Source organism: Halomicrobium katesii DSM 19301 (genome assembly GCF_000379085.1).
GTDB classification, from domain to species: Archaea; Halobacteriota; Halobacteria; order Halobacteriales; family Haloarculaceae; genus Halomicrobium; species Halomicrobium katesii.
This window is the reverse complement of record NZ_KB905378.1, coordinates 429237-448068: the sequence shown is the minus strand read 5'-3', so window position 1 is coordinate 448068 and position 18832 is coordinate 429237. Positions and strand designations below refer to the sequence as shown.

15 protein-coding genes and 3 pseudogenes are annotated in these 18832 nt (G+C 62.0%); 9 read left to right on the top strand and 9 right to left on the bottom strand.

Annotated elements, in window-relative coordinates; translation table 11 throughout:
* From HALKA_RS0102255 to HALKA_RS18975, 3 genes are all read left to right on the top strand, one after another.
* A complete protein-coding gene (locus tag HALKA_RS0102255; RefSeq protein WP_018256470.1) occupies positions 1-1053 on the top strand; it encodes a metal ABC transporter permease in 1053 nt (350 codons plus the stop codon).
* Positions 1050-2342 (top strand): FAD/NAD(P)-binding protein, encoded by a 1293-nt coding sequence (locus HALKA_RS0102250; RefSeq protein ID WP_018256469.1) that lies wholly within the window; start codon positions 1050-1052, stop codon positions 2340-2342. Before HALKA_RS0102255 ends, HALKA_RS0102250 begins: the two co-directional genes overlap by 4 nt.
* A 310-nt stretch (positions 2343-2652) precedes the next feature.
* Positions 2653-2898: a creatininase family protein gene (locus HALKA_RS18975; RefSeq protein ID WP_018256468.1), complete on the top strand. Its 246-nt coding sequence runs from the start codon at positions 2653-2655 to the stop codon at positions 2896-2898.
* Between the two features lie 133 nt (positions 2899-3031).
* Here HALKA_RS18975 and HALKA_RS0102240 read toward each other — a convergent pair whose 3' ends face one another.
* From HALKA_RS0102240 to HALKA_RS0102215, 6 genes are all read right to left on the bottom strand, one after another.
* Positions 3032-3709, bottom strand: a complete 678-nt coding sequence (locus HALKA_RS0102240) for a class I SAM-dependent methyltransferase (RefSeq protein WP_018256467.1) — start codon at positions 3707-3709, stop codon at positions 3032-3034.
* Entirely contained in the window at positions 3709-5232 is a 1524-nt protein-coding gene (locus tag HALKA_RS0102235) for an ABC transporter substrate-binding protein (protein ID WP_211206011.1), read from the bottom strand. The genes HALKA_RS0102240 and HALKA_RS0102235 overlap by 1 nt, the downstream gene beginning before the upstream one ends.
* A 20-nt stretch (positions 5233-5252) precedes the next feature.
* Entirely contained in the window at positions 5253-7544 is a 2292-nt protein-coding gene (locus tag HALKA_RS0102230; RefSeq protein ID WP_018256465.1) for an ABC transporter ATP-binding protein, read from the bottom strand.
* A gap of 26 nt (positions 7545-7570) precedes the next feature.
* Positions 7571-8458 carry a nickel transporter permease gene (gene nikC, locus HALKA_RS0102225; protein WP_018256464.1) on the bottom strand — a complete coding sequence of 296 codons (888 nt, stop codon included), beginning with the start codon at positions 8456-8458 and terminating at the stop codon, positions 7571-7573.
* Positions 8455-9396, bottom strand: coding sequence for a nickel ABC transporter permease (gene nikB / locus HALKA_RS0102220; RefSeq protein ID WP_018256463.1), 942 nt, complete (start codon positions 9394-9396; stop codon positions 8455-8457). The genes nikC and nikB overlap by 4 nt, the downstream gene beginning before the upstream one ends.
* Before the next feature lie 356 nt (positions 9397-9752).
* A complete protein-coding gene (locus HALKA_RS0102215; protein WP_018256462.1) occupies positions 9753-11033 on the bottom strand; it encodes a GTP-binding protein in 1281 nt (426 codons plus the stop codon).
* A gap of 64 nt (positions 11034-11097) precedes the next feature.
* On the opposite strand from HALKA_RS0102215, the gene HALKA_RS0102210 reads away from it, so the two are divergent.
* The 3 genes from HALKA_RS0102210 to HALKA_RS0102200 are packed head-to-tail and all read left to right on the top strand — an operon-like array spanning position 11098 to position 14145.
* Positions 11098-12246, top strand: a complete 1149-nt coding sequence (locus tag HALKA_RS0102210) for an NAD(P)/FAD-dependent oxidoreductase (RefSeq protein WP_018256461.1) — start codon at positions 11098-11100, stop codon at positions 12244-12246.
* Positions 12247-12248: 2 nt separating this feature from the next.
* Positions 12249-12434 carry a 30S ribosomal protein S14 gene (locus HALKA_RS22320; protein WP_018256460.1) on the top strand — a complete coding sequence of 62 codons (186 nt, stop codon included), beginning with the start codon at positions 12249-12251 and terminating at the stop codon, positions 12432-12434.
* The gene (locus tag HALKA_RS0102200; protein WP_018256459.1) at positions 12427-14145 is read left to right on the top strand and encodes a nucleoside recognition domain-containing protein; all 1719 of its coding nucleotides are present in this window, start codon (positions 12427-12429) and stop codon (positions 14143-14145) included. Before HALKA_RS22320 ends, HALKA_RS0102200 begins: the two co-directional genes overlap by 8 nt.
* Before the next feature lie 144 nt (positions 14146-14289).
* Here HALKA_RS0102200 and HALKA_RS20140 read toward each other — a convergent pair.
* From HALKA_RS20140 to HALKA_RS19905, 3 pseudogenes are all read right to left on the bottom strand, one after another.
* A pseudogene (locus tag HALKA_RS20140) lies at positions 14290-14666 on the bottom strand (cupin domain-containing protein).
* 82 nt (positions 14667-14748) lie between these two features.
* Positions 14749-14876: pseudogene (locus tag HALKA_RS21760) on the bottom strand (PadR family transcriptional regulator); the annotation flags it as partial.
* Positions 14857-15323, bottom strand: a pseudogene (locus HALKA_RS19905) (IS5/IS1182 family transposase); the annotation flags it as partial. The pseudogenes HALKA_RS21760 and HALKA_RS19905, both read right to left, overlap by 20 nt.
* A gap of 1492 nt (positions 15324-16815) precedes the next feature.
* On the opposite strand from HALKA_RS19905, the gene HALKA_RS0102185 reads away from it, so the two are divergent.
* The 3 genes from HALKA_RS0102185 to nrdR all read left to right on the top strand — a co-directional run bounded on the left by HALKA_RS0102185 (position 16816) and on the right by nrdR (position 18730).
* Complete coding sequence (locus tag HALKA_RS0102185; protein WP_018256457.1) at positions 16816-17634, top strand: ParA family protein; 819 nt, start codon at positions 16816-16818, stop codon at positions 17632-17634.
* Positions 17631-18029, top strand: a complete 399-nt coding sequence (locus HALKA_RS0102180; protein ID WP_018256456.1) for a DUF8160 family protein — start codon at positions 17631-17633, stop codon at positions 18027-18029. The genes HALKA_RS0102185 and HALKA_RS0102180 overlap by 4 nt, the downstream gene beginning before the upstream one ends.
* Before the next feature lie 212 nt (positions 18030-18241).
* Complete coding sequence (nrdR, locus tag HALKA_RS0102175; RefSeq protein WP_026190119.1) at positions 18242-18730, top strand: transcriptional regulator NrdR; 489 nt, start codon at positions 18242-18244, stop codon at positions 18728-18730.
* Positions 18731-18832: the final 102 nt, after the last annotated feature.

Below are 18832 nucleotides of genomic sequence, written 5' to 3'. Positions count from 1 at the left end.
ATGCAACCCTCCGCTCTGGACGCGGGTGTGCCGTTCGACGAAGTGACTGCCGTCCTATGGATCGGTGGCAGACTCATCGACGGCATCGAGTGGTTCCTCGACCATATCTTCGGTGCCGGGATGGACGTGTTGGCGGATCTACTCGGGACGCCGATGCTCGGATATCCCTACATGCAGCGAGCCTTCCTCGCTGCGGTGTGTATCGCTGTCATCGGGCCAGTCGTCGGTACGTTCCTCGTCCATCGAGAGATGGCGATGATCGGCGACACCCTCGCACACACTGCCTTCGCCGGCGTCGCCGTCGGATTGTTCCTCAATTCGGCCTTCTCGCTCACGCTGTCCCCACTGCTCACCGCGTTCGTGGTCGCAGTCGTCACGGCACTACTCGTGGAGTTGCTCGTCGAACACGCCGGGGCGTACAGCGACACCTCGCTGGCGATCGTCCTGACGGGTGGGTTCGCCGTCGGCAGTATCCTCATCACTGCAACCGACGGCGGTATCGCGGTCGGCATCGACGCCTACCTCTTCGGTAGTCTCTCGACCGTCTCGACGGCAAACGTCGGCATCCTCGTGGTGATGAGCGCCCTCGTCGGCAGCCTCGTCACGCTGGCGTATCGGCCACTCCTGTACGTCACGTTCGACGCGACGGCCGCCCGCGCGGCGCGGCTGAACGTTCGCCTGTACAAACGTCTCATGGTCGTGCTCACGGCACTGGTCGTCGTCAGCGCGATGCAGATCATGGGCGTCATCCTGGTTGCCGCGATGCTCGTCGTTCCGGTCGCCGCCGCGTCGCAGGTCGCTGGGAGCTTCAAGCAGTCCATCCTGCTGGCGATTCTCGCTGCCGAGTTCGCGGCGATAGCCGGTGTGACTCTCTCGTACGTCTACGGGCTCGCGGCCGGTGGCTCGATCGTCGTCGCGGCCATCGGCGTGTACGTTGTCGCTCTCAGCACCCGGAAACTACTACACCGGATGCCGACCGTGCGAAGGCTCAGCGACCAACGACCCGACCAGCATCGAGACGGGATCGAAGCCGACGGAGGCGAGCGAGAGTGACCGTCGACGAACCCGACGCCGATAACACGTCGAGCGGCCACCAGCCCCACGAGTACGTGATCATCGGGGGCGGTATTCACGGAACCTGTCTGGCAAACTATCTCCTCGCCGAAGGGGAGTACAGCCACCAGGACATCCGTCTCGTCGAACCGCGCGAGCAGTTACTCGCGTCGTTCGCGACGAAGGCTCGCCAGTGCGGAATGCGGACGCTTCGGTCGACGTTCGTCCACCACATCGACACGGAGCCGTTCTCGCTCGAATCGTTCGCGGAAGGTGCGCGTCGAGAGGCCGAACTCGTCTCGACGGAGAACTATCCGAATCGGCCGACGCTGGAACTCTTTCTCGACCACGCTCGATACGTCATCGACCGGCGTGATATCGACGAGTGTCACCTCAGGTCGATGGCGACGGGAGTTACCCGGGGTGAGGCAGGTGACCGACTCGAAGTACAGACGGATGTGGGGACGCTCGAAGCCCGTCACGTCGTTCTGGCCATCGGGCTCGGTGCCCGGCCGACGGTCCCGACGTGGGGGGCCTCACTCCCGGACGACGCCCCGCTCGTTCACGTCTGGGACGACGAGTTCGACCCGACGACGACAGCGGAATTCGCGGGACAGACGTTCGTCGTTGGAGGCGGTATCACTGCTGGGCAACTCGCCTGCAGCCTCTCGAAACACACGGACGTGACGCTCCTTTCGCGTCACGACCTCGAAATCGAGCTGACCGAAGCTGACCCGTACTGGATCAACTGGCGACACATCGAACAGGAGGTTCACACGCTCCCGCCGGGATCGGAGGCCCGCCTTGACCGGATTCGGGCCGCCCGCAACGACGCGACGATTCCCCCGTACGTCGAACGGCGACTCGACGAGGCTCGCGACTGTGGCGACCTCGAAATCCGACACGGGGAAATCACGTGTGCGCACGCGACAGACGACGGATTACTGATGCGGTTCGACGACGGGACGACCGCAACGAATGCGCAGGTCGTCCTCGCGACCGGACTCGATCCGGTCCCCGAGCATCCACTCGTCGGATCCGTCGCCGAGTCGTTGTCACTCGAACGCGGAGCGAACCGCTTCCCCGTCCTCGACGACCGGACGCTCGCGTGGCGAGGGACCGACGGTACCCGTTCTGCAGTGCACGTTTCCGGGGCGCTTGCAGAACCCAGCGTCGGTCCCTTCGCCCGGAATATCGTCGGTGCCCGTCGAGTCGCAGAACGCCTCCTCGCATCGCGACACGGGGCCGGGTCGAAGAGAGCGCCGTCGACACACAGAGGGGGATCCTGATACGGACGGTGGTAGGAATTTATCGGTGAGCGTCTCCCCCGTGGCGACGCTCATCGGTAAGCAACTACAACTTTCCGTATGAAGTGCCGTCGAACGATCCCATGCTCGCCTTCTGGTTACAGGCACTCGAGACGCTCGGACGACCGAACCGAGCGATCGACGACACCGAGACGTGGATGAACAACCACAGAACATCTCCTCGAAACCGTCCTTCATCGGAAGAAATCGAAAACTACTGCTGTGAGTGTGAAACGCCCCTCATCGCGGTGAAATCGAAGTCGCTTAATCGGACCTCTCGGTGGTGTTGTTCATGCAACTCGAGACGGGCGTGCTACTCCACTGCTGTCCGGACAACGTCGGTGAGCCAGTTGCCGGTGACGCCGCCGCATGGACCGACACGGTCGACGGGGGCGTCGTTCACCAGTTCACCGACGAATTTAGCGAGAACGGCGCGGTCGGCGATGCGACCGACGCCTCGGCCGAGCAGGGGAAAGTGGTGTTTGAAACGGCCCTCGACGCGCTTGTTTCGTTCCCCGAGCGGGTCCGGAACGCCTAACGGACCGCAAAAGAGGGGAGTGACACCCTCCGCGCGGTAAACGGCGCGGCTTCCCCACACAGGGGGAACCCGGCCAGGTGCCGGTCGGTTTCAGGACGGACTCTCCCGAGGTCGGCGGAGCGGGTTTCGACCCTCACTCGGGCGCGTCGCCGACCAGGACATACTTCTCGTAGTTCGGCTCCTGTCCCCAGAGATCAGCGTCCGCTAGAGGTTCGTATTCGACGTTCTCGATGCCCCGCTCTCGAAGGAACGCTGCCAGCTCCTCGGGCGGGCGACCGTCGTACAGCGGCAGATCGTCGCGGATCCCCTCGTAGCCCGCAAACGTCTCGTCGAAATCCCAGTGCCCCTCGATCAGGACGAGCCGTCCGCCAGGGTGGACGACGCGTCGCCACTCGTTGATCGCGCGCTCCGGTTCGGGGAGCGTCCAGATGAGGTGGCGTGCCGTCACGACGTCATACGCGTTAGTAGACCGGGCTAGATTCTCCGCGTCTCCGTGTTCGAACGCCGCGGATAGCTCCGACTGCTCGACCTTTGTTCGCGCTTGCTCGAGCATCTCCGGGGCGAAGTCGACACCCGTGACATCGTGTCCGAGTTCCGCTAACAGCAGCGAGATCACCCCGGTGCCACAGCCGACATCGAGGATACGCTTCGTCGGTTCACCCGCCACGGACAGCACCGACAGCCACGCGTCGCGTTGGGCACCGCTGTGAATGCCGTGCTGACTGTCGTCATCGAACGAGTCGGCCCGGTCGTCCCAGTACTCTCGGACGGCGGCTTTGACTCCGTCCTCTGTTCGCTCGGATTCCGTCATCATTCCTCGAGCGTCATCGAATCGAGTCCGTAGTGCAACTCCGTTGGATGGGGTTCATAGCCGCTGATCGCGCTCGTGGTCGCGACGACGTTCGCGTAGTTCGTCAACACCGCGATCGGCGCGTCCTCGAGGACGAGCGACTGGATGTCGTGGTAGCGCTCCCGGCGCGCGTCGCGGTCTCGGAGTTCGCGCCCCTCCTCGAGCAAGGTATCGACACGCTCGTTCTCGTAGCCGTGGTGGAGCGACGCGGCCTCTGAGTGGAACATGTCCGAAAGCCGGTCGGGATCGGGATACCACAGCGTCCCCCAGGACGTGAGATAGCTGTCGAACGAGTCCTGACCGACCCGATCGACCATTGTTGAGTACTCCATGACCGTCACATCGAGATCGATCCCGACCGTTGCAAGTTGGTCCTGCAACACTTCGGCGATCAACGGCAAACTCCGGGCATCGAAGGTGAACACGTCGACGGCGAGTTCGTCGCCGTCACGGGTTCGAACACTGTCGCCTCCGTCGACCGTCCAGTCGGCCTCGGACAACAGCGATCGGGCGCGATCCGGATCGTAGCGGTCCGTCTCGAGGTCGGGGTTTGCCCACTCGGTCACGTCGGGCGAGAACGGGCCGACGGCGGGATCGTCGACGCCGTTGAGCGGTCCCTCGGTAATCGCCGCCCGATCGATCGCGTGATCGACTGCCTGCCGAACGCGATCGTCGTCGAACGGCTCCGACTGGGTGTCGAACGTGAGGAACCTGATTCGCGGAACCTCATGCCTGTAGACATCGATCTCGTCGGTCGACTCGAGCGCACTGACCATCTCGTGGGGCAGAATCCGGGCCATCTCGAGTTCTCGGTTCTCGAGTTTCATCCGCCGCGTCTGGTCGTCGCTGACGACCTCGTAGCGGACGATCTCCATCTCGGGTCGCTCCCCGTAGTAGTCGTCGTTGCGGACGGCTCGTAGCTCGGTGCCGGATTGAAGCGTGTCGACGGCGAACGGGCCAGTGCTCACCGGTTCGGTGACCGAGCCGTCTTCACCGATCGCCTCGGGGCTGAGAAGTACTGCCTCGTTGCGCGAGAGGTGGGCCGGCAACGGCGTGAACGGCGTCTCGGTCTCGACGGCGACGGTCGCCTCGTCGACGGCCTCGATCGCGTCGATCGGGACGTCCGCGAACGCGGCGGCGTCGGCGGTCCGTCGGAGCGATTCGACGGCGGCCGCCGCGTCCAGGGACTCGCCGTCGTGGAACGGGACGCCCTCTCGGAGCGCGAACTCCCAGCGGTAGTCGTCGAGGCGCTCCCACTCGGTCGCGAGCTCCGGCGTCGGGTTCGCGTCGTAGTCGACACCAACCAGTGCCTCGGTGATGCCGAGGCGGCGAAGCTGGCTCCCGCCGTCGAGCGGATCGCGGCTCGGTTTCCACGGGCCTCCGATGCGAAAATCGGCGTCGTCGTCTGGATCCTTCGAGAGACAGCCCGCGACGGCAAGCGTCGCGGCGCTGATCGTCGTTTGCAGTGCGGTACGTCGGTCCATCGTGAATCTCGTTTCCTTCATTAGTCGATTTCGAGTGTTTCGGTCGAGTCGATCGCCGAGCCATCGGTGTCGGAAGCGGCATCGGACGCGCTCGGGGCGGCCTCGAGGTGCGCGTTGCACGCTCCATTCGGATCGTGCTCGTTACGCCAATCGCCCGCGTACGGACAGCGCGATCGGATATCGCCGTCGCCGTCGACGGTCTCGAGAGCCGGCTCGATCCGCGAACAGTCGTCTTCGGCGACCGGACAGCGGGGATGGAACGAACAGCCCGAAGGCGGGGCTGCGGGACTCGGTGGATCGCCCGCGAGCGCATCCGTTCGGTCCGCATATCCCTCGCTGCGCTCGGCTCCCGGAATCGCGTTCAACAGCGTCTGCGTGTACGGATGGGTCGGCCGAGAGAGCGTCGCTCGGGCCGGGCCCGTTTCGACGAGTTGCCCGCAGTACATCACCGCGACGCGGTCCGCGACGTGGCGCACGATCTCGAGGTCGTGTGAGACGAACAGGTACGTCAGGCCGAGGTCAGCCTGCAGGTCGCCAAGCAGGTTCAGAACCGTCGCCTGCGTGGAGGCGTCGAGTGCGGCCGTCGGCTCGTCCAGTACGAGCACGGACGGCTCGAGCGCGATCGCCCTCGCGATCGCGATCCGCTGGCGCTGACCGCCGGACAGCTGGCCGGGGTACCGGTCGGTGATCTCGGGCGAGAGGCCGACCAGTGAGCAAAGCGTCGCGATCCGCGTCTCTCGGCGCGAGCGCGACCAGCCGGCCTCGACCAGCGGTTCGGCGATCACCTCACCGACCGTCTGCTTGGGGTTGAGACTTGCACCCGGATGCTGGAACACGACGCCGATCTCGGATAGCTGGGCGTCTGTCCGGTCGCCGACGCCGTCGACCGGCCGACCGCGGAGACGAACAGTACCCTCGTCGGGCGTCTCGAGGCCGGCAACCAGTTTCGCGAGCGTCGACTTACCGCAGCCGCTCTCGCCGACCAGCCCGACGGTCTCGCCGGACCGGAGCTCGATCGAGACGCCGTTGACGGCCGGGATACGGTCGTCGGTATCGAAGACGCGACCGAGGAGCGTGTCGGATGCTCGAAAGGATTTCGAGACGCCCTCGAGGGCGACGACCGGCTCCGCGCCCTCTTCGGTGCCGGAACTCGGTTGTTCACTCGGCGAAGCGTTCGTCGGGTCTGCGGGTCCGGTTACGCCGCCGTCGACGGCCAGCGAGCTCGATTCGGTCGAAATCTCACCCGCACTAGTCGCGGTAGCCGCTTGCGATCGCTGGTCTCGCATTGCCTCGAGCGCCTCGGGTACGTCACACCGCACGTCGCGGTCGGGGCCGACAGAAACGCTCGGAGGATCGACCGCACGACACTCCGCGACCTCGAACGGACAGCGATCGGCGAACGCACACCCATCGAGCGGTGCGTTCCTACTCGCCAGTGCTCCGTCGACCGTCGGGAGCCGAGCGTCGGGATCGGCGTGGCGAGGGAGACAGTCAAGCAGCGCCTTGGTGTAGGGGTGTTTCGGGCTCGATTTGAGCTGTTCGGTCGGTCCTCGCTCGACGACGACGCCATCGTACATGACGACGATCCGGTCACAGAGCTGTGAGACGACGCCGAAGTCGTGGCTGATCACCAGCATCCCCGTTCCGTGGTCGGCGTTGAGCGCGGCCAGTCGCTCGAGGATCGCCGCCTGGGTCGTCGTATCCAGCGCGGTCGTCGGTTCGTCGGCGATCAACAGCGACGGCTGTCGGGCGAGTGCGATCGCGAGCATGGCCCGCTGGCGCATCCCACCGCTAAACTGGTGGGGATAGGCGTCGATCCGCTCGGTCGGTCGAGGGATGCCGACTGTGTCCATCAATTCGAGCACTTCCGACCGAATCTCCGAGGAGCGGAGACGGGAACTCGCGCCGCGGGCGAGTTCTCGGAGGAGTGGCTGTCGATCCGGTTCCCGGTGGACCCGAACCGCCTCGGCGATCTGCTCGCCGATCGAATACACCGGATTCAACGTCGTCGACGGGTCCTGGAAGACCATCGCCAGTTCCCGGCCGCGGAGCCGGCGGAGCGTCCGCTCGCCGGCCGTCGTCAGTTCTCGGTCGCCGTACCGGATACTCCCGTCGACGATCTCGCCAGGCGACTCGAGGCGGACGATCGAGCGCGCGGTGGCCGACTTGCCACAGCCGCTTTCGCCAACCAGGCCGACGATCTCGCCGGGTTCGATCGCGAACGTTGCGCCGTCGACCGCGCGGACGGTCTCGGAACCGGTGTCGAAGCGAACGTGGAGGTTCTCGATCTCGAGCGTGTTTGGTCGTGTCATAGTCATTTTTGGAGTCGTCGTTTCGATCAAGTTCGCCGTCGTTTGCGATCGTCGATGTGGTCGGGATCCAGCGCGTCTCGCAGGCCGTCGCCGAGCAGGTTGAAGCCGACGACCGTCAACATGATCGCGACGCCGGGAGCGGTGACGAGCCAAGGGGCGGATCGCAGGTAGTTCCGACCACCGGCGATCATCGTGCCCCACTCGGCTGTCGGCGGCTGCGCGCCGAGACCGAGATACGAGAGGCCGGCAGCCGCGAGGGCGACAGTGCCGAGATTCAGCGTCGCCAGCACGAGCACCGGGCTGGCGACGTGTGGCAACAGGTGTCGACGGACGAGGCGTCGGCGTGGCGTCCCGTAGAGCTTCGACGACTGGACGAACGGCCGGTCTCTGATCGCGAGGACGCTCCCGCGAACGACCCGCGCATAGGATGCCCAGCCGACGACCGAGAGCGCGATCACGACGTTTCGCAGGCTCGGGCCGAGCACGCCGGCGATCACCAGCGCGAGCACGAGTCCGGGAAACGCCAGCTGGACGTCGACGAGCCGCATCAGGAGTGCGTCGATGAACCGACCGCCGGTGGCCGCGAGCAGCCCGATCGTCGTCCCGATAGCGACGCGGATCGTCGTCGCGACTACCGCCAGCGCGAGCGAAACGCGTGCGCCGTACGTGAGTCGGGTCGCCACGTCGCGCCCGAGCGCGTCGGTCCCGAGTGGATGGGCGAGTGTCGGTCCCTGCAGGCGACTCTCGAGCGCCTGTGTCGTCGGCTCGTACGGCGAGACGAGCGGGCCGACGAGGGCGACGATTGCGAGCAATCCGACGACCCCGCCACCGAGTCGGATCGTGGTGTTTGTTCGGATTTCGGGCCGCCACCGATCGAGGCGGCGACGCCACTCGAGTCGGTTTTGCTCGCTCACGAGCGCTCACCTCGTTCGACGCGCGGATCAAGCGCGACGTATGCGAGATCGACTACCTGGTTCGTGACGACGAACGCGATGGCCGTCACCAACACGACGCCCTGAACGATCGGGTAGTCGCGGGCGAAGACGGCGTCCACGAGCAGCGTCCCGAGTCCCGGCCGCTGGAAGACGGCTTCGACGATGACTGCGCCGTTAATCACGAACCCGAACTGGAGGCCGACGATCGTTACGACCGGAATAAGAGCGTTCCGGAGCGCATGCTTGTAGATCACGAGTCGGTTGCGGACGCCTTTCGATCGCGCAGTATCGACGTAGTCAGCCTCGATAACCTCGAGCATGGATGTGCGGACGATTCGGGTGACGATCGCGGCCATCCCGGAGCCGAGCGTGATCGCGGGCAAGACGAGATGACCGAACGTACCGACGCCGCCGACGGGCGTCAGTCCGAGCCAGAGCGAACAGACGAGAAGCAGCAGGTAGCCGAGCCAGAAGTTCGGCATCGAGACACCGATTAGGGCGGCGATCTGGCTCGTCCGATCGATCCACGTGTCGCGGTGGACGGCGCTGAGTACGCCCAGGGGAACGGCAAGCACTAGCGAGACAGCCGTCGCCGCCAGCGCGAGCTCGAGCGTGTTCGGCAGGGACGCGAGTACCAGTGACGTGATGGATTCAGACTGGTAGTACGACGTGCCGAGATCACCCTGCAGCGCGTCAGTGAGCCACGAGACGTACTGGACGAGGAACGGGTCGTCCAGCCCGTGTTCGGCACGAAAGCTCGCCACCTGGGATTCCGATGGCGGGCTCTGGCGTTGTTCTCTGAGGATCGTGTACGCCGGATCTCCGGGCGTGAGAAACATGAACCCGTACGTGATCAGCGAGACGCCGAGGAGGACCGACGACAGTGATCCGAGCCGGACGAGGAGGGCACGCAGCATCGGGGTTAGTACCGGGTAGGGGCTGACGATTGCGTTCGAACGGAGTCACGCGAGTGGCGGGCGAAATCGATACGTCGTCGGCTGCGACGTCCCGAACTGCCGCAGTTGTTGCCGCGGCCGCTCGTTTCAGTCCACCCGGTGCAAAGCGGTATTCGGCGAACGGACGCGGTTCTCGACCGCTCGCGATTGATGACATCATTCCGTAATCGATCGGAATATAGTCTTCTCATGAGCAATCTAACTTGTAGTAGTAAAATTGAGTTTGTAAAACTACGGGTTTCTCGTCGCCAAAGAACGGGTCAGAATGACCCACTTGAGTAAGACTGTCCGAAAGCGCGAGCATAGTGACGACATCGTCACTCAGCGAGGCCGACCTCCTCGGCACTATCATCGGTGCGCTGGGTCTCCTGAGTAGTAGCCTCCTCGGCGTTTTCGACGCCTTTGAACGGCGGGAAACGGTCCTCAAAGGCGTCCCAGCTCGCATCCATCTCCTCGTCAGTCAACGTAGCGGTCTCGAGGTCGGTACGGAGTGTCCCGTGGTCGATATCGGTACCGATGAGGACGAGTCGGGTTCCTCTGTCACCCCATTTCTCGTCCCACACCTCCTCTAGCTGTGGATTGGCCTCGAAGTAGGCCTCGCGCTCTTCAGTCGGAAGGGCCGCAATCCACCCACCTGCGGGCGCGATTCGGATAGATTGGCCAGCAGTATCTATTCCGAGCGCCATATCCTCACGCCCCGCGAGCCAGAAGTGGCCCTTCGACCGGACGACGTTCGTCGGGAATTCGTCCAGCAGCTCGGCGAATCGTTCGGGATGAAACGGGCGGCGGGACTCGAACACGAACGAGGTGACGCCGTGTTCCTCCTCGGCAGACTCGTGCGGCTCCTGCAGTTCTTGCATCCAGCCCGCGGACTGACTCGCTTCTTCGAAATCGAATCGACCGGTATCGACGATCGCGTCCGGATCGACGGCGCCGTGTTCGGTTCGGATGATCTCCGCGCGCGGTTGCAACACCTCGACCATCTCTTCGATCTCGTCGAGCGTCTCCTCGTCGACGAGGTCGCACTTGTTCAACAGGAGGACGTCACAGAACTCGATCTGTTCGACCAAGAGGCTGCCGAGGTCTTTCTCGGTGTCGCCGTCCATCAGCGATTCCTTCGAATCGAACGTCGTCCAGAACTGGTGGGCGTCGACCACGGTGACCGTCGTGTCGAGTTCGTAGTAGTCCATCACCTCGATACCGGTCTCTTCGTAGAACTCAGTGGGGTCGAGGTCACCTTGGTCGAATCCCATGGTGAGCGTCTGGGCGACGGGTAACGGTTCGGCGACGCCCGTCGATTCGATGACGAGGTAGTCGAACTCGCGGGCCTGTGCGAGCTTCGCGAGCGCGTCCAGCAGGTCGCCGCGCAACTCACAGCAGATGCAGCCGTTCGACAGTTCGATCAGGTCCTCGTCGTCCTCCGAGATGTCGGAGTGTTCGGCGACGCGCTCGGCGTCGACGTTCACTTCGCCCATGTCGTTGACGAGGACCGCGATATCTAGATCCGTTCGCGCGTTCAGGAGGTTGTTCAGTACGGTCGTCTTGCCCGCGCCGAGGTTGCCGCTCAGCACGGTGACGGGAATCGTCTCTCGACTCATCTGTTATTAAGACTAGAGTGTATATTATTTATAATTGGCTATCTACTACTATATATTGTTAACAGTGACACCAGAAGAAACCCATAAGCACGAGTGGCTCGACGTGGTAATCGTCGGGGCAGGTGCCGCTGGCGTCGGTCTCGGGGCCGTCCTCGCGGATCTCGGTCTCGACTCCTACGCCATTCTCGAGCGAAACGAAGTCGGGTCGTCGTTCCAACAGTGGCCAGCGGAGATGCGTCTCATCACGCCATCGTTCCCCAGCAACAGCTTCGGCTGCCGGGACCTGAACGCCGTCACCACCGACACGTCGCCCGCGTTCGCGCTCGACCGTGAACACCCGACCGGCGGAGAGTACGCCGAATATCTCCAGGGAGTCGTCGAGTTCCACGACTTACCCGTCCGAACCGGGGTAGAAGTGGAGTCGGTACAACGACACGAGGACGGATTCGTCCTTCATACGTCGACTGACGTCATCCAGAGTCAATACGTCGTCTGGGCGGCCGGACAGTTTGGACAGCCGAACGACGATCCGTTCCCCGGTGCGAATCACTGCGTCCACAACTCTCGAATCGGGTCCTGGAGTGCGTTCGCCGACGGGTGTGTCGAGGACCCAATCGTCGTCGTCGGCGGGTACGAGAGCGGTATCGACGCGGCACTCGCACTCGCCGACCGAGGGCAGGAAGTGCTCGTCGTCGACGAGGAAGGGCCGTGGCAGTTCCGGGGGCCGGATCCGAGCGAAGTTCTCTCCCCGTATACCAGCCAGCGACTGCGGGAGGCGCTCGAAGACGACGCACCGATCGCCCTCGAAGACGGAGTTCGAGTCGAGTGCATCGAGATCGAGGCGGAGACGTTCGAGGTGATCGGTACCGGCGGAGCGTCGTTTACGACACGGAATCGGCCAGTGCTCGCGACTGGATTCGAGAGCGGACTCGGTCTCGTCGACGACCACTTCGAATTCGAGAACGGCCAGCCCCAGTTGACCGAACGAGACGAGTCGACCACCACATCTGGCCTGTTCCTCGCCGGTCCGCAAGTCGCGCACAACGGCCAACAGTTCTGCTTCATCTACAAATTCAGACAGCGCTTCGCCGTCGTCGCCGACGAGATCGCCGCGAGACTCGACATCGATCGAACCCCCCTCGACGAGTACCGTGAGAAGAACATGTTCCTCGAGGACCTGTCCTGCTGTGAACCCGATATGTGCGACTGCTAACGATGACACGAGAGACTCCGCAGAAAGACAGTGGAACCGAGGGGTCGAACGAGGCGAGCGACGACGACCGCCACGTCTGCCGGATGACGGGCCGCGAACAGGGTCTCGTCGGCAAGTACGACATCTGGCTCTGCCGGCAGTCGTTCCGCGAACTGGCCCCGAAGATGGGATTCGAAAAATATGACTGAGGGACAAACTCAGTCGACCGACACACCGGCTGCGGGGAATGGAGACAGAGAGACCGTCGTGGTCGTCGGGAAGGAGAGCGTCGGGAAGTCCGAACTCGTCTCCTCGCTCACGGGCGACCGGCCGACCAGCGGGAACTTCCGCGGCACCACCACCCGTAGTGAGCGGTACACGACCGATCAGTACGAGTTCGTCGACACGCCCGGTATCGTCCTGGATACTGACACCGAAGGAACGCGGGACGCACTGGCGCAGGTCGACGAGGACGAGACGGTGTTGCTCGTCGTTCCGGCGACGGACGTCGACGACGACCTCGATGCGTTACTGCCGCTGGTCGAATCCCATCTCGGCGCTGTGGTCGTCACCTTCTGGGACAAAGTCGAGGAGCGAACCGAAACTCGCCGAGCACTCGAGGAACTCAGCGCCGATATCGGTGTTCCGGTCGTCCCCGTCGACGCTCGCACGGTCGAGCGACCGATGGTTGACGGCGGAACTCCGGAGTCGAGCTCCGGGACATCGACCGACGCCTACGGGAAGATCATGGACGCCTTGGCCCAGCCGGGGATCTTCCCTGACGCTGCGCGCAAGCAGGTCGGGCGGCGGATCGAGCCGCCGAAAACGGTGTTCGAGTGGCCGGTCGTCGGTCCGCTGGTGAGCCTGTTGCTCCTGTTGGTCCCGGCCGGCGCAGCGGTCTGGTTCGCCAACACGCTCGCCGGCGAACTCGACCCGGTCGTGGGGGCCGCATTCGAGCCGCTGGCCGCGGCCGCCGAGGGGCTTCCGGAGCCGCTCACGGTGCTGTTGACGAACGAGTACGGCCTGCTGTCGATGGGGCCGTTTCTGTTCGTCTGGGCCGGCCCGACGATGCTCCTCTTCGCGGTGATCCTCGGCGTGTATAAGAACACGGGCGTCGTCACCCGCATGACCGTTGCGCTGCATCCGGCGATGCGACGGATCGGCCTCTCTGGGCGGGATCTCATCCGCGTCGTGATGGGCTTTGGCTGTAACGTCCCCGCGGTGGTCAACACCCGCTCGTGTTCGGACTGTACGCGGTGTACGACCATTTCGGCGATCTCGTTCGGCTCGGCCTGTTCGTACCAGTTCCCCGCGACGCTCGCGGTGTTCGCGGCGGTCGGCATGGGCTGGCTCGTCGGTCCCTACCTGCTCGTGTTGGCGGCGACGACGTTCATCTACGTCGGGCTGATCGCACCTGCCGAAGCCCGACAGTCGACCACCGTCGTCGACCGCCGAACGTTCCTCCAGTGGCCCGACCCGAAGGCAGTCGCCCGCGAAGCCTGGAGCGCGCTCCGGGAGTTCTTCATGAAGGCACTGCCCGTCTTCGTCGTCATCACCTTCGTCGCCGCCGCGCTCGACCGTCTCGGCGTGATCGACGCGCTGGGGTCGGTGCTCGGACCGGCGATGGCCCTGTTCAATCTCCCGGCGGACGCCGCGCTCACGGTCGTGCTGGCGTCGATCCGGAAGGACGGGATCGCCCTCCTGACTGCTGACGGCGCGTCGACGGCGGCCGCGTTCTCGCCGGTACAGGTGCTCGTAGTCGTCTATCTGGCCGGTGTCTTGCTGCCGTGTCTGGTAACGGCGTTTACCGTCGCCCGCGAGGTCTCACCTCGATGGGCGCTGACAATGATGCTTCGGCAGGCGGCTGCTGCAATCGGCTTCTCGCTACTCATCGGTTGGGGTGGTGCCGTGCTCTTCTGAGCGATGACCACCGAAACCATGACGCTCGCGTTTCGAACTCGTAGCGCTCCAGTAGGTTCGTGACCCGCGAGCAGTGGTCGTCGATACACGACGCCGGGCGCAGAACGTCGGTATAGCCGGGTGTCAGAGACCCTTCGTCCGGAATTATCCCTGGAACCCAGTGAGATTCCACGCTTCATCTGAACTCCCGGAGGAATCGAATTCGGGAGCACTGATCAGGACGAAGGCACTCTCCTCCTCACCGTTCCGGATCTGCCTCGTTGCCTCGGGTGCAATCCAGATAGCATCTCCCTTTTCAACAGGCACCGATTCTTGATCAACCCGAATTTCGGCAGTCCCACTAACCAGCACGTAGACCTCCTCGTGCTCGTCATCAACGTGATCGTGTGGCTCGCTGTTCCATTCTGGTGGACATCGGGAGAAGGTCACGCCGACCTGTCGACAGCCGAGCGGTTCACTCAGGAAATGTTCGCATCTGAAACCTGTTCGACGTCCTCGTAATTCACTTTCCGATAGCTCATATATGGAGTTCCGAGTTCGAGGTATTAATATTCTACTCCAAATTAGCTATTATTAGTAATAACAGCGAGAGAGTTAATGGGATTTATCGACGGAGTCGTCGAGATTCGGATAGAGTCGCCCGTAATTGATCTCTTGCTCGTAGTCGTCGTCAAACTCGTCCTTGACTGCGAACCCGTGTGGCTCCTCGGCCCTGCAATCACGTACAAGATATCGCGTTGGAACCCGGCTAGATCGTGCGTTCGTCTGTTTTGCGTAGTGTTGGCTGGTGGCTATCCGATTCATGCTGGTTGCGTCGATCGCCTGCACATCACCGAGATCGTGCAACTCCACCGACAGCCGCAGCAAGACGCGCCAGATTCGCATTTCCAGATCCTGCTTGCGCGTACACGCGGTCGTGAAACTAGGCAGATCAGTAACCGCTGGGTCGAGTTTGGCGACAATTCCATGCATCTCGTGGAGAACGTCCAGCAACCGCCGATACGTGTGATCAAGATACTTGCGGAGGCCGTGAATCGCTACGATCACCCAATCTGCGTAGCCGTTTCCCCCTTCTACGCTGGATCCGGTTCGCCGACGACGGCTTTTTGAGCAAGCGAGACAACCCGATCAGTGAAGCGGGCGAGTTTGCTGGACACAAACCCGTTTTCTCGCTTCACTTCCTAGTAAGTTAGACATTTAGCCACTCTTACTATAGTAGCCGTTAAAAGTCAATGCACATCTGATCGCACGACAGCAGTGCGATCGGTGTGTAAATCGTTTCAATTGTTACTATAGCGTCTAAATACGGTAGTGTTCAGAGAAGCGACCGCGCTGGCTGAGTTGCAGACACCGAAAGCCCTCGGCCCGCTAGCCCGATCTGTGGCGGATATTCTCTCTCTCTCTCTCTCCGGTCGAATAGTGCCGCCCCAGATCGGGCTACCGAGCCTCGTCCCTCCATCCGCCAGGAGAGCACGCTCTCCTGAGCCTGTGCTCACGCCGTTTGCACAGACGCCAGGTTTCGGCTGCCGCACAGTCTGAACCCTGGCGGATGAAAGGGCGAGGCGCGGTCCGGGGTTCTGCGGTGGCACTATCCGAACGGAGTGAGGATATCCGCCACAGAACCCCGGAGCGTGCCGAGGGCTTTCGGTGTCTACAACTCAGGGCCTTGTTTAGACGCAGTACAAATCGGCTCTTGCGGCGTATGCTCCGCGAACAGATCGACACAATGAGGCACTCAGGACAGATTTTAGACAACCGCTACGGTCCGTGACTCGCCGATCGAGGAGCGTCTAAACACGGCCCAACTCAGCAAATGCAGCGGCTTATCTGAACACTACCCTAAACACGCCCCTGAAATTCATGTCCTCGAATTCGGTAGGCGACACTGAGATAGAGATCCTCGTACAAGCGGCCGAGCATCGCGAGCGGCCACCGGGGACAATCTACAGCGGATCAGCCAGTTCGTCTCTGGGTGGCGCTCGAAGGCGGTCGGTAGCCCCAACGGGTGGAGAACGTTTCCTAGGCGCCGACATCCTGCTCGCGAACAGTGCTGAACAGCGTATGATTCTCTGGGTCGCGAGCGACCTGGTAGCTACTGCGGGTCCAGTCATAGATAGCGTCGATTCGTTTGAATGCGAACGACCAGTCACCGAACTAGGGATGATGTACGCCTTCTCGATCGATGGTGAACTGACGCCAGCGCTCATAGCGACTCGCTCGCGCGTTGCGTTGCGCACGCGAACAATGATACCGCTGAGGCCGGTCGTACCGGGCCTGTCCCACGCTTTCGGGTCTGTTGGCTACCTGCCTAACCGTCTCTCAAGGTGTGAAGACGCTGTGCGTCGCGACAGATAGAATCGCCACTCGCGATGGCTTGGATGATCTTGGCCGCCATGTCGTCCAAAACGAATGCACCGAAAAAAACGAACGAAATGAACGAAATGAACTAATTGAAATAAACGAGTTCGGTGAACTCCGCGACGGGGTTCGAGGACTCCAACCGAGTAATGAACAAAATTAGCGAAACGAGCGCATTGACTGAAATGAACTTGTTTCGTTCAGCGAGTGGAACGAAAGATGGGCTTTAAGAGGATAGTCTTCCATTCACCGAGCGAAACACTCGCACCGAACGCACCGAACTAAACGACCAAAACGAACGAAACGAATACAATGCCAGACACCAATACCGCACGAATCACGGTGGCGAATCAGAAGGGAGGCGCGGGGAAGACAACTGACGTCATTCATACTGGCGGCGCACTCGCCGCTCGAGGCCACGACGGCCTCCTGGTCGATATCGACTATCACGGAGGGCTCACCTGCTCGCTCGGCTACAACGATTTGTACTACGACACCGATCGCACGACGCTGTTCGACGTCCTCGACTTCGATCAGATGGAGTCGGTGAACGACATCATCGTCGAGCACGAGGAATTCGACATCCTTCCCGCCAGCGAGAAGCTCGCGAACAACAAGAACATCCAGACGCTGCTTGAGGCGCCGAAGAGCCGCGAGCGGCTGGAAATGACGCTCGACGAGCTCGACAACGACTACGACTACATCATCGTAGACACGCCGCCATCCCTGAACGTCCTTACTGACAACGCCCTCGTCGCGACCGGCAACGTCGTCATTCCCGTCATTCCCGAGAAGCTCAACGCCAACAGCCTCCAGATTTTCGCCAAGCAGCTGAGCTCTCTCGAACAGGCGTACGGAGACATCAATCGGCTCGCGATTGTCTGTAACCGTGTCGAGCAGAACACCGAACACCGCGACACCATCGAGGAGATCAAATCGGCGTACTCTCTTCCAGTGTTCGAGATTCCGAAGCGTACGGACCTTTCCCAATCAATCGGGGAAGGCGTGTCTGTCTTCGGCTTCGGAAAGGAGAATAAGCGCGTCGAGGACGCTCGGGATCTGTTCAACGAGATCGCCGACCTGTTCGACGAGACGTTCGAGAAGACTGCGCCTGAGGAGGTGGAAGCATGACTGACGGCTGGGGCGATGCTTCCGGCATCGAGGGCAACTACGAAGAGGAGGACGATGAGGCTGATTCCAGCGAAACGAGTGAGGTGAGTGAAACGGTGGAAACCAGTTCATCGACCGAATCGATATCAACGAGTGAAACGAACGAAACGAGCAAAACGAAGACCAACATCAAAGACGAGTGGAACGGGCGGACGATCTACATTCCCGATGGTGTCCTCAACGAAATGGAGGATACCTACCTCGAATCCCAGCTAAAGCTCCGAAAGGCTGGCCAGGACGAGTTCAAGAAGAACCGCCACTTCTACCCGCTCCTCGTCCAGTTCGGTGTCGAAGCGCTCTCTGAGGCGGATGCAGAGGAAATCCAAGCTCGACTTTCGGAACTCGGCGAGGAGTGACGCCGCACAGAACGAGGTCCGACAGTAGTTGAGACCAGGTCACTCAATGCATATGATCCCAATCATCTACGCCCATTAATCAAGTTTAGTTGTACTACATCAATCCTATTGGGTAAGTTTTATGTGACAGTCCCCACCACCAGATATTGCGGTCAAAATTGAGAGGTCCCACATCTGGGGTTAAGATCCTGGAGAATTAAGTAGTGACAACTATGAACTGCCCGGACTGCGGGAACGAGCGAACACACGTCATCGATACAGGGACCAGTGCTGACGGAACCTCCGTCCGACGGCGCCGCGAATGTCAACGCTGTTCGTTCCGCTTTACGACCTACGAACGTCCAGAGTGGGAGTCACTCCAGGTGAAAAAACGCGACGGAACCATCGAATCGTTCGACCGACAGAAACTCCGCGCAGGGATCGAGCGAGCCGTTGAGAAGCGAGATGTGGTCGAGACAACAGTGACTGCTCTCGTCGACGATATCGAGAGCGAACTGCAAGGTCGAGAGGCACGTATCGTCTCTTCGAGTCTCATCGGCGAACTCGTCTCTGAGAACCTCCGCACGCTCGATAAGGTAGCCTACATTCGATTTGTCTCCGTTTACAAAGCATTCTCTGAGCCGCAGGAATTCCTGAGAGAACTTGACGCAGTCTTGGATGCAGAACTCGATGACTTCGATGCCTCGGACAGCTCACTATGATACAAACATACGCATATCAAACGAATGTTCGGTCAAGCCTTGACCGGGCGAGCATAACTCACGTCCAGACGTACAGAAAACGACGGAAACAGAAACCAACCA

What these genes read in the sequence shown, in the direction of transcription:
- HALKA_RS0102255 (WP_018256470.1), top strand. Translation starts at nt 1, where the DNA reads ATGCAACCCTCCGCTCTGGACGCGGGTGTGCCGTTCGACGAAGTGACT.
- HALKA_RS18975 (WP_018256468.1), top strand. Translation starts at nt 2,653, where the DNA reads ATGCAACTCGAGACGGGCGTGCTACTCCACTGCTGTCCGGACAACGTC.
- HALKA_RS0102240 (WP_018256467.1), bottom strand. Translation starts at nt 3,709, where the DNA reads ATGACGGAATCCGAGCGAACAGAGGACGGAGTCAAAGCCGCCGTCCGA.
- HALKA_RS0102235 (WP_211206011.1), bottom strand. Translation starts at nt 5,232, where the DNA reads ATGGACCGACGTACCGCACTGCAAACGACGATCAGCGCCGCGACGCTT.
- HALKA_RS0102230 (WP_018256465.1), bottom strand. Translation starts at nt 7,544, where the DNA reads ATGACACGACCAAACACGCTCGAGATCGAGAACCTCCACGTTCGCTTC.
- nikB (WP_018256463.1), bottom strand. Translation starts at nt 9,396, where the DNA reads ATGCTGCGTGCCCTCCTCGTCCGGCTCGGATCACTGTCGTCGGTCCTC.
- HALKA_RS0102215 (WP_018256462.1), bottom strand. Translation starts at nt 11,033, where the DNA reads ATGAGTCGAGAGACGATTCCCGTCACCGTGCTGAGCGGCAACCTCGGC.
- HALKA_RS22320 (WP_018256460.1), top strand. Translation starts at nt 12,249, where the DNA reads ATGACACGAGAGACTCCGCAGAAAGACAGTGGAACCGAGGGGTCGAAC.
- HALKA_RS0102200 (WP_018256459.1), top strand. Translation starts at nt 12,427, where the DNA reads ATGACTGAGGGACAAACTCAGTCGACCGACACACCGGCTGCGGGGAAT.
- HALKA_RS0102185 (WP_018256457.1), top strand. Translation starts at nt 16,816, where the DNA reads ATGCCAGACACCAATACCGCACGAATCACGGTGGCGAATCAGAAGGGA.
- HALKA_RS0102180 (WP_018256456.1), top strand. Translation starts at nt 17,631, where the DNA reads ATGACTGACGGCTGGGGCGATGCTTCCGGCATCGAGGGCAACTACGAA.
- nrdR (WP_026190119.1), top strand. Translation starts at nt 18,242, where the DNA reads ATGAACTGCCCGGACTGCGGGAACGAGCGAACACACGTCATCGATACA.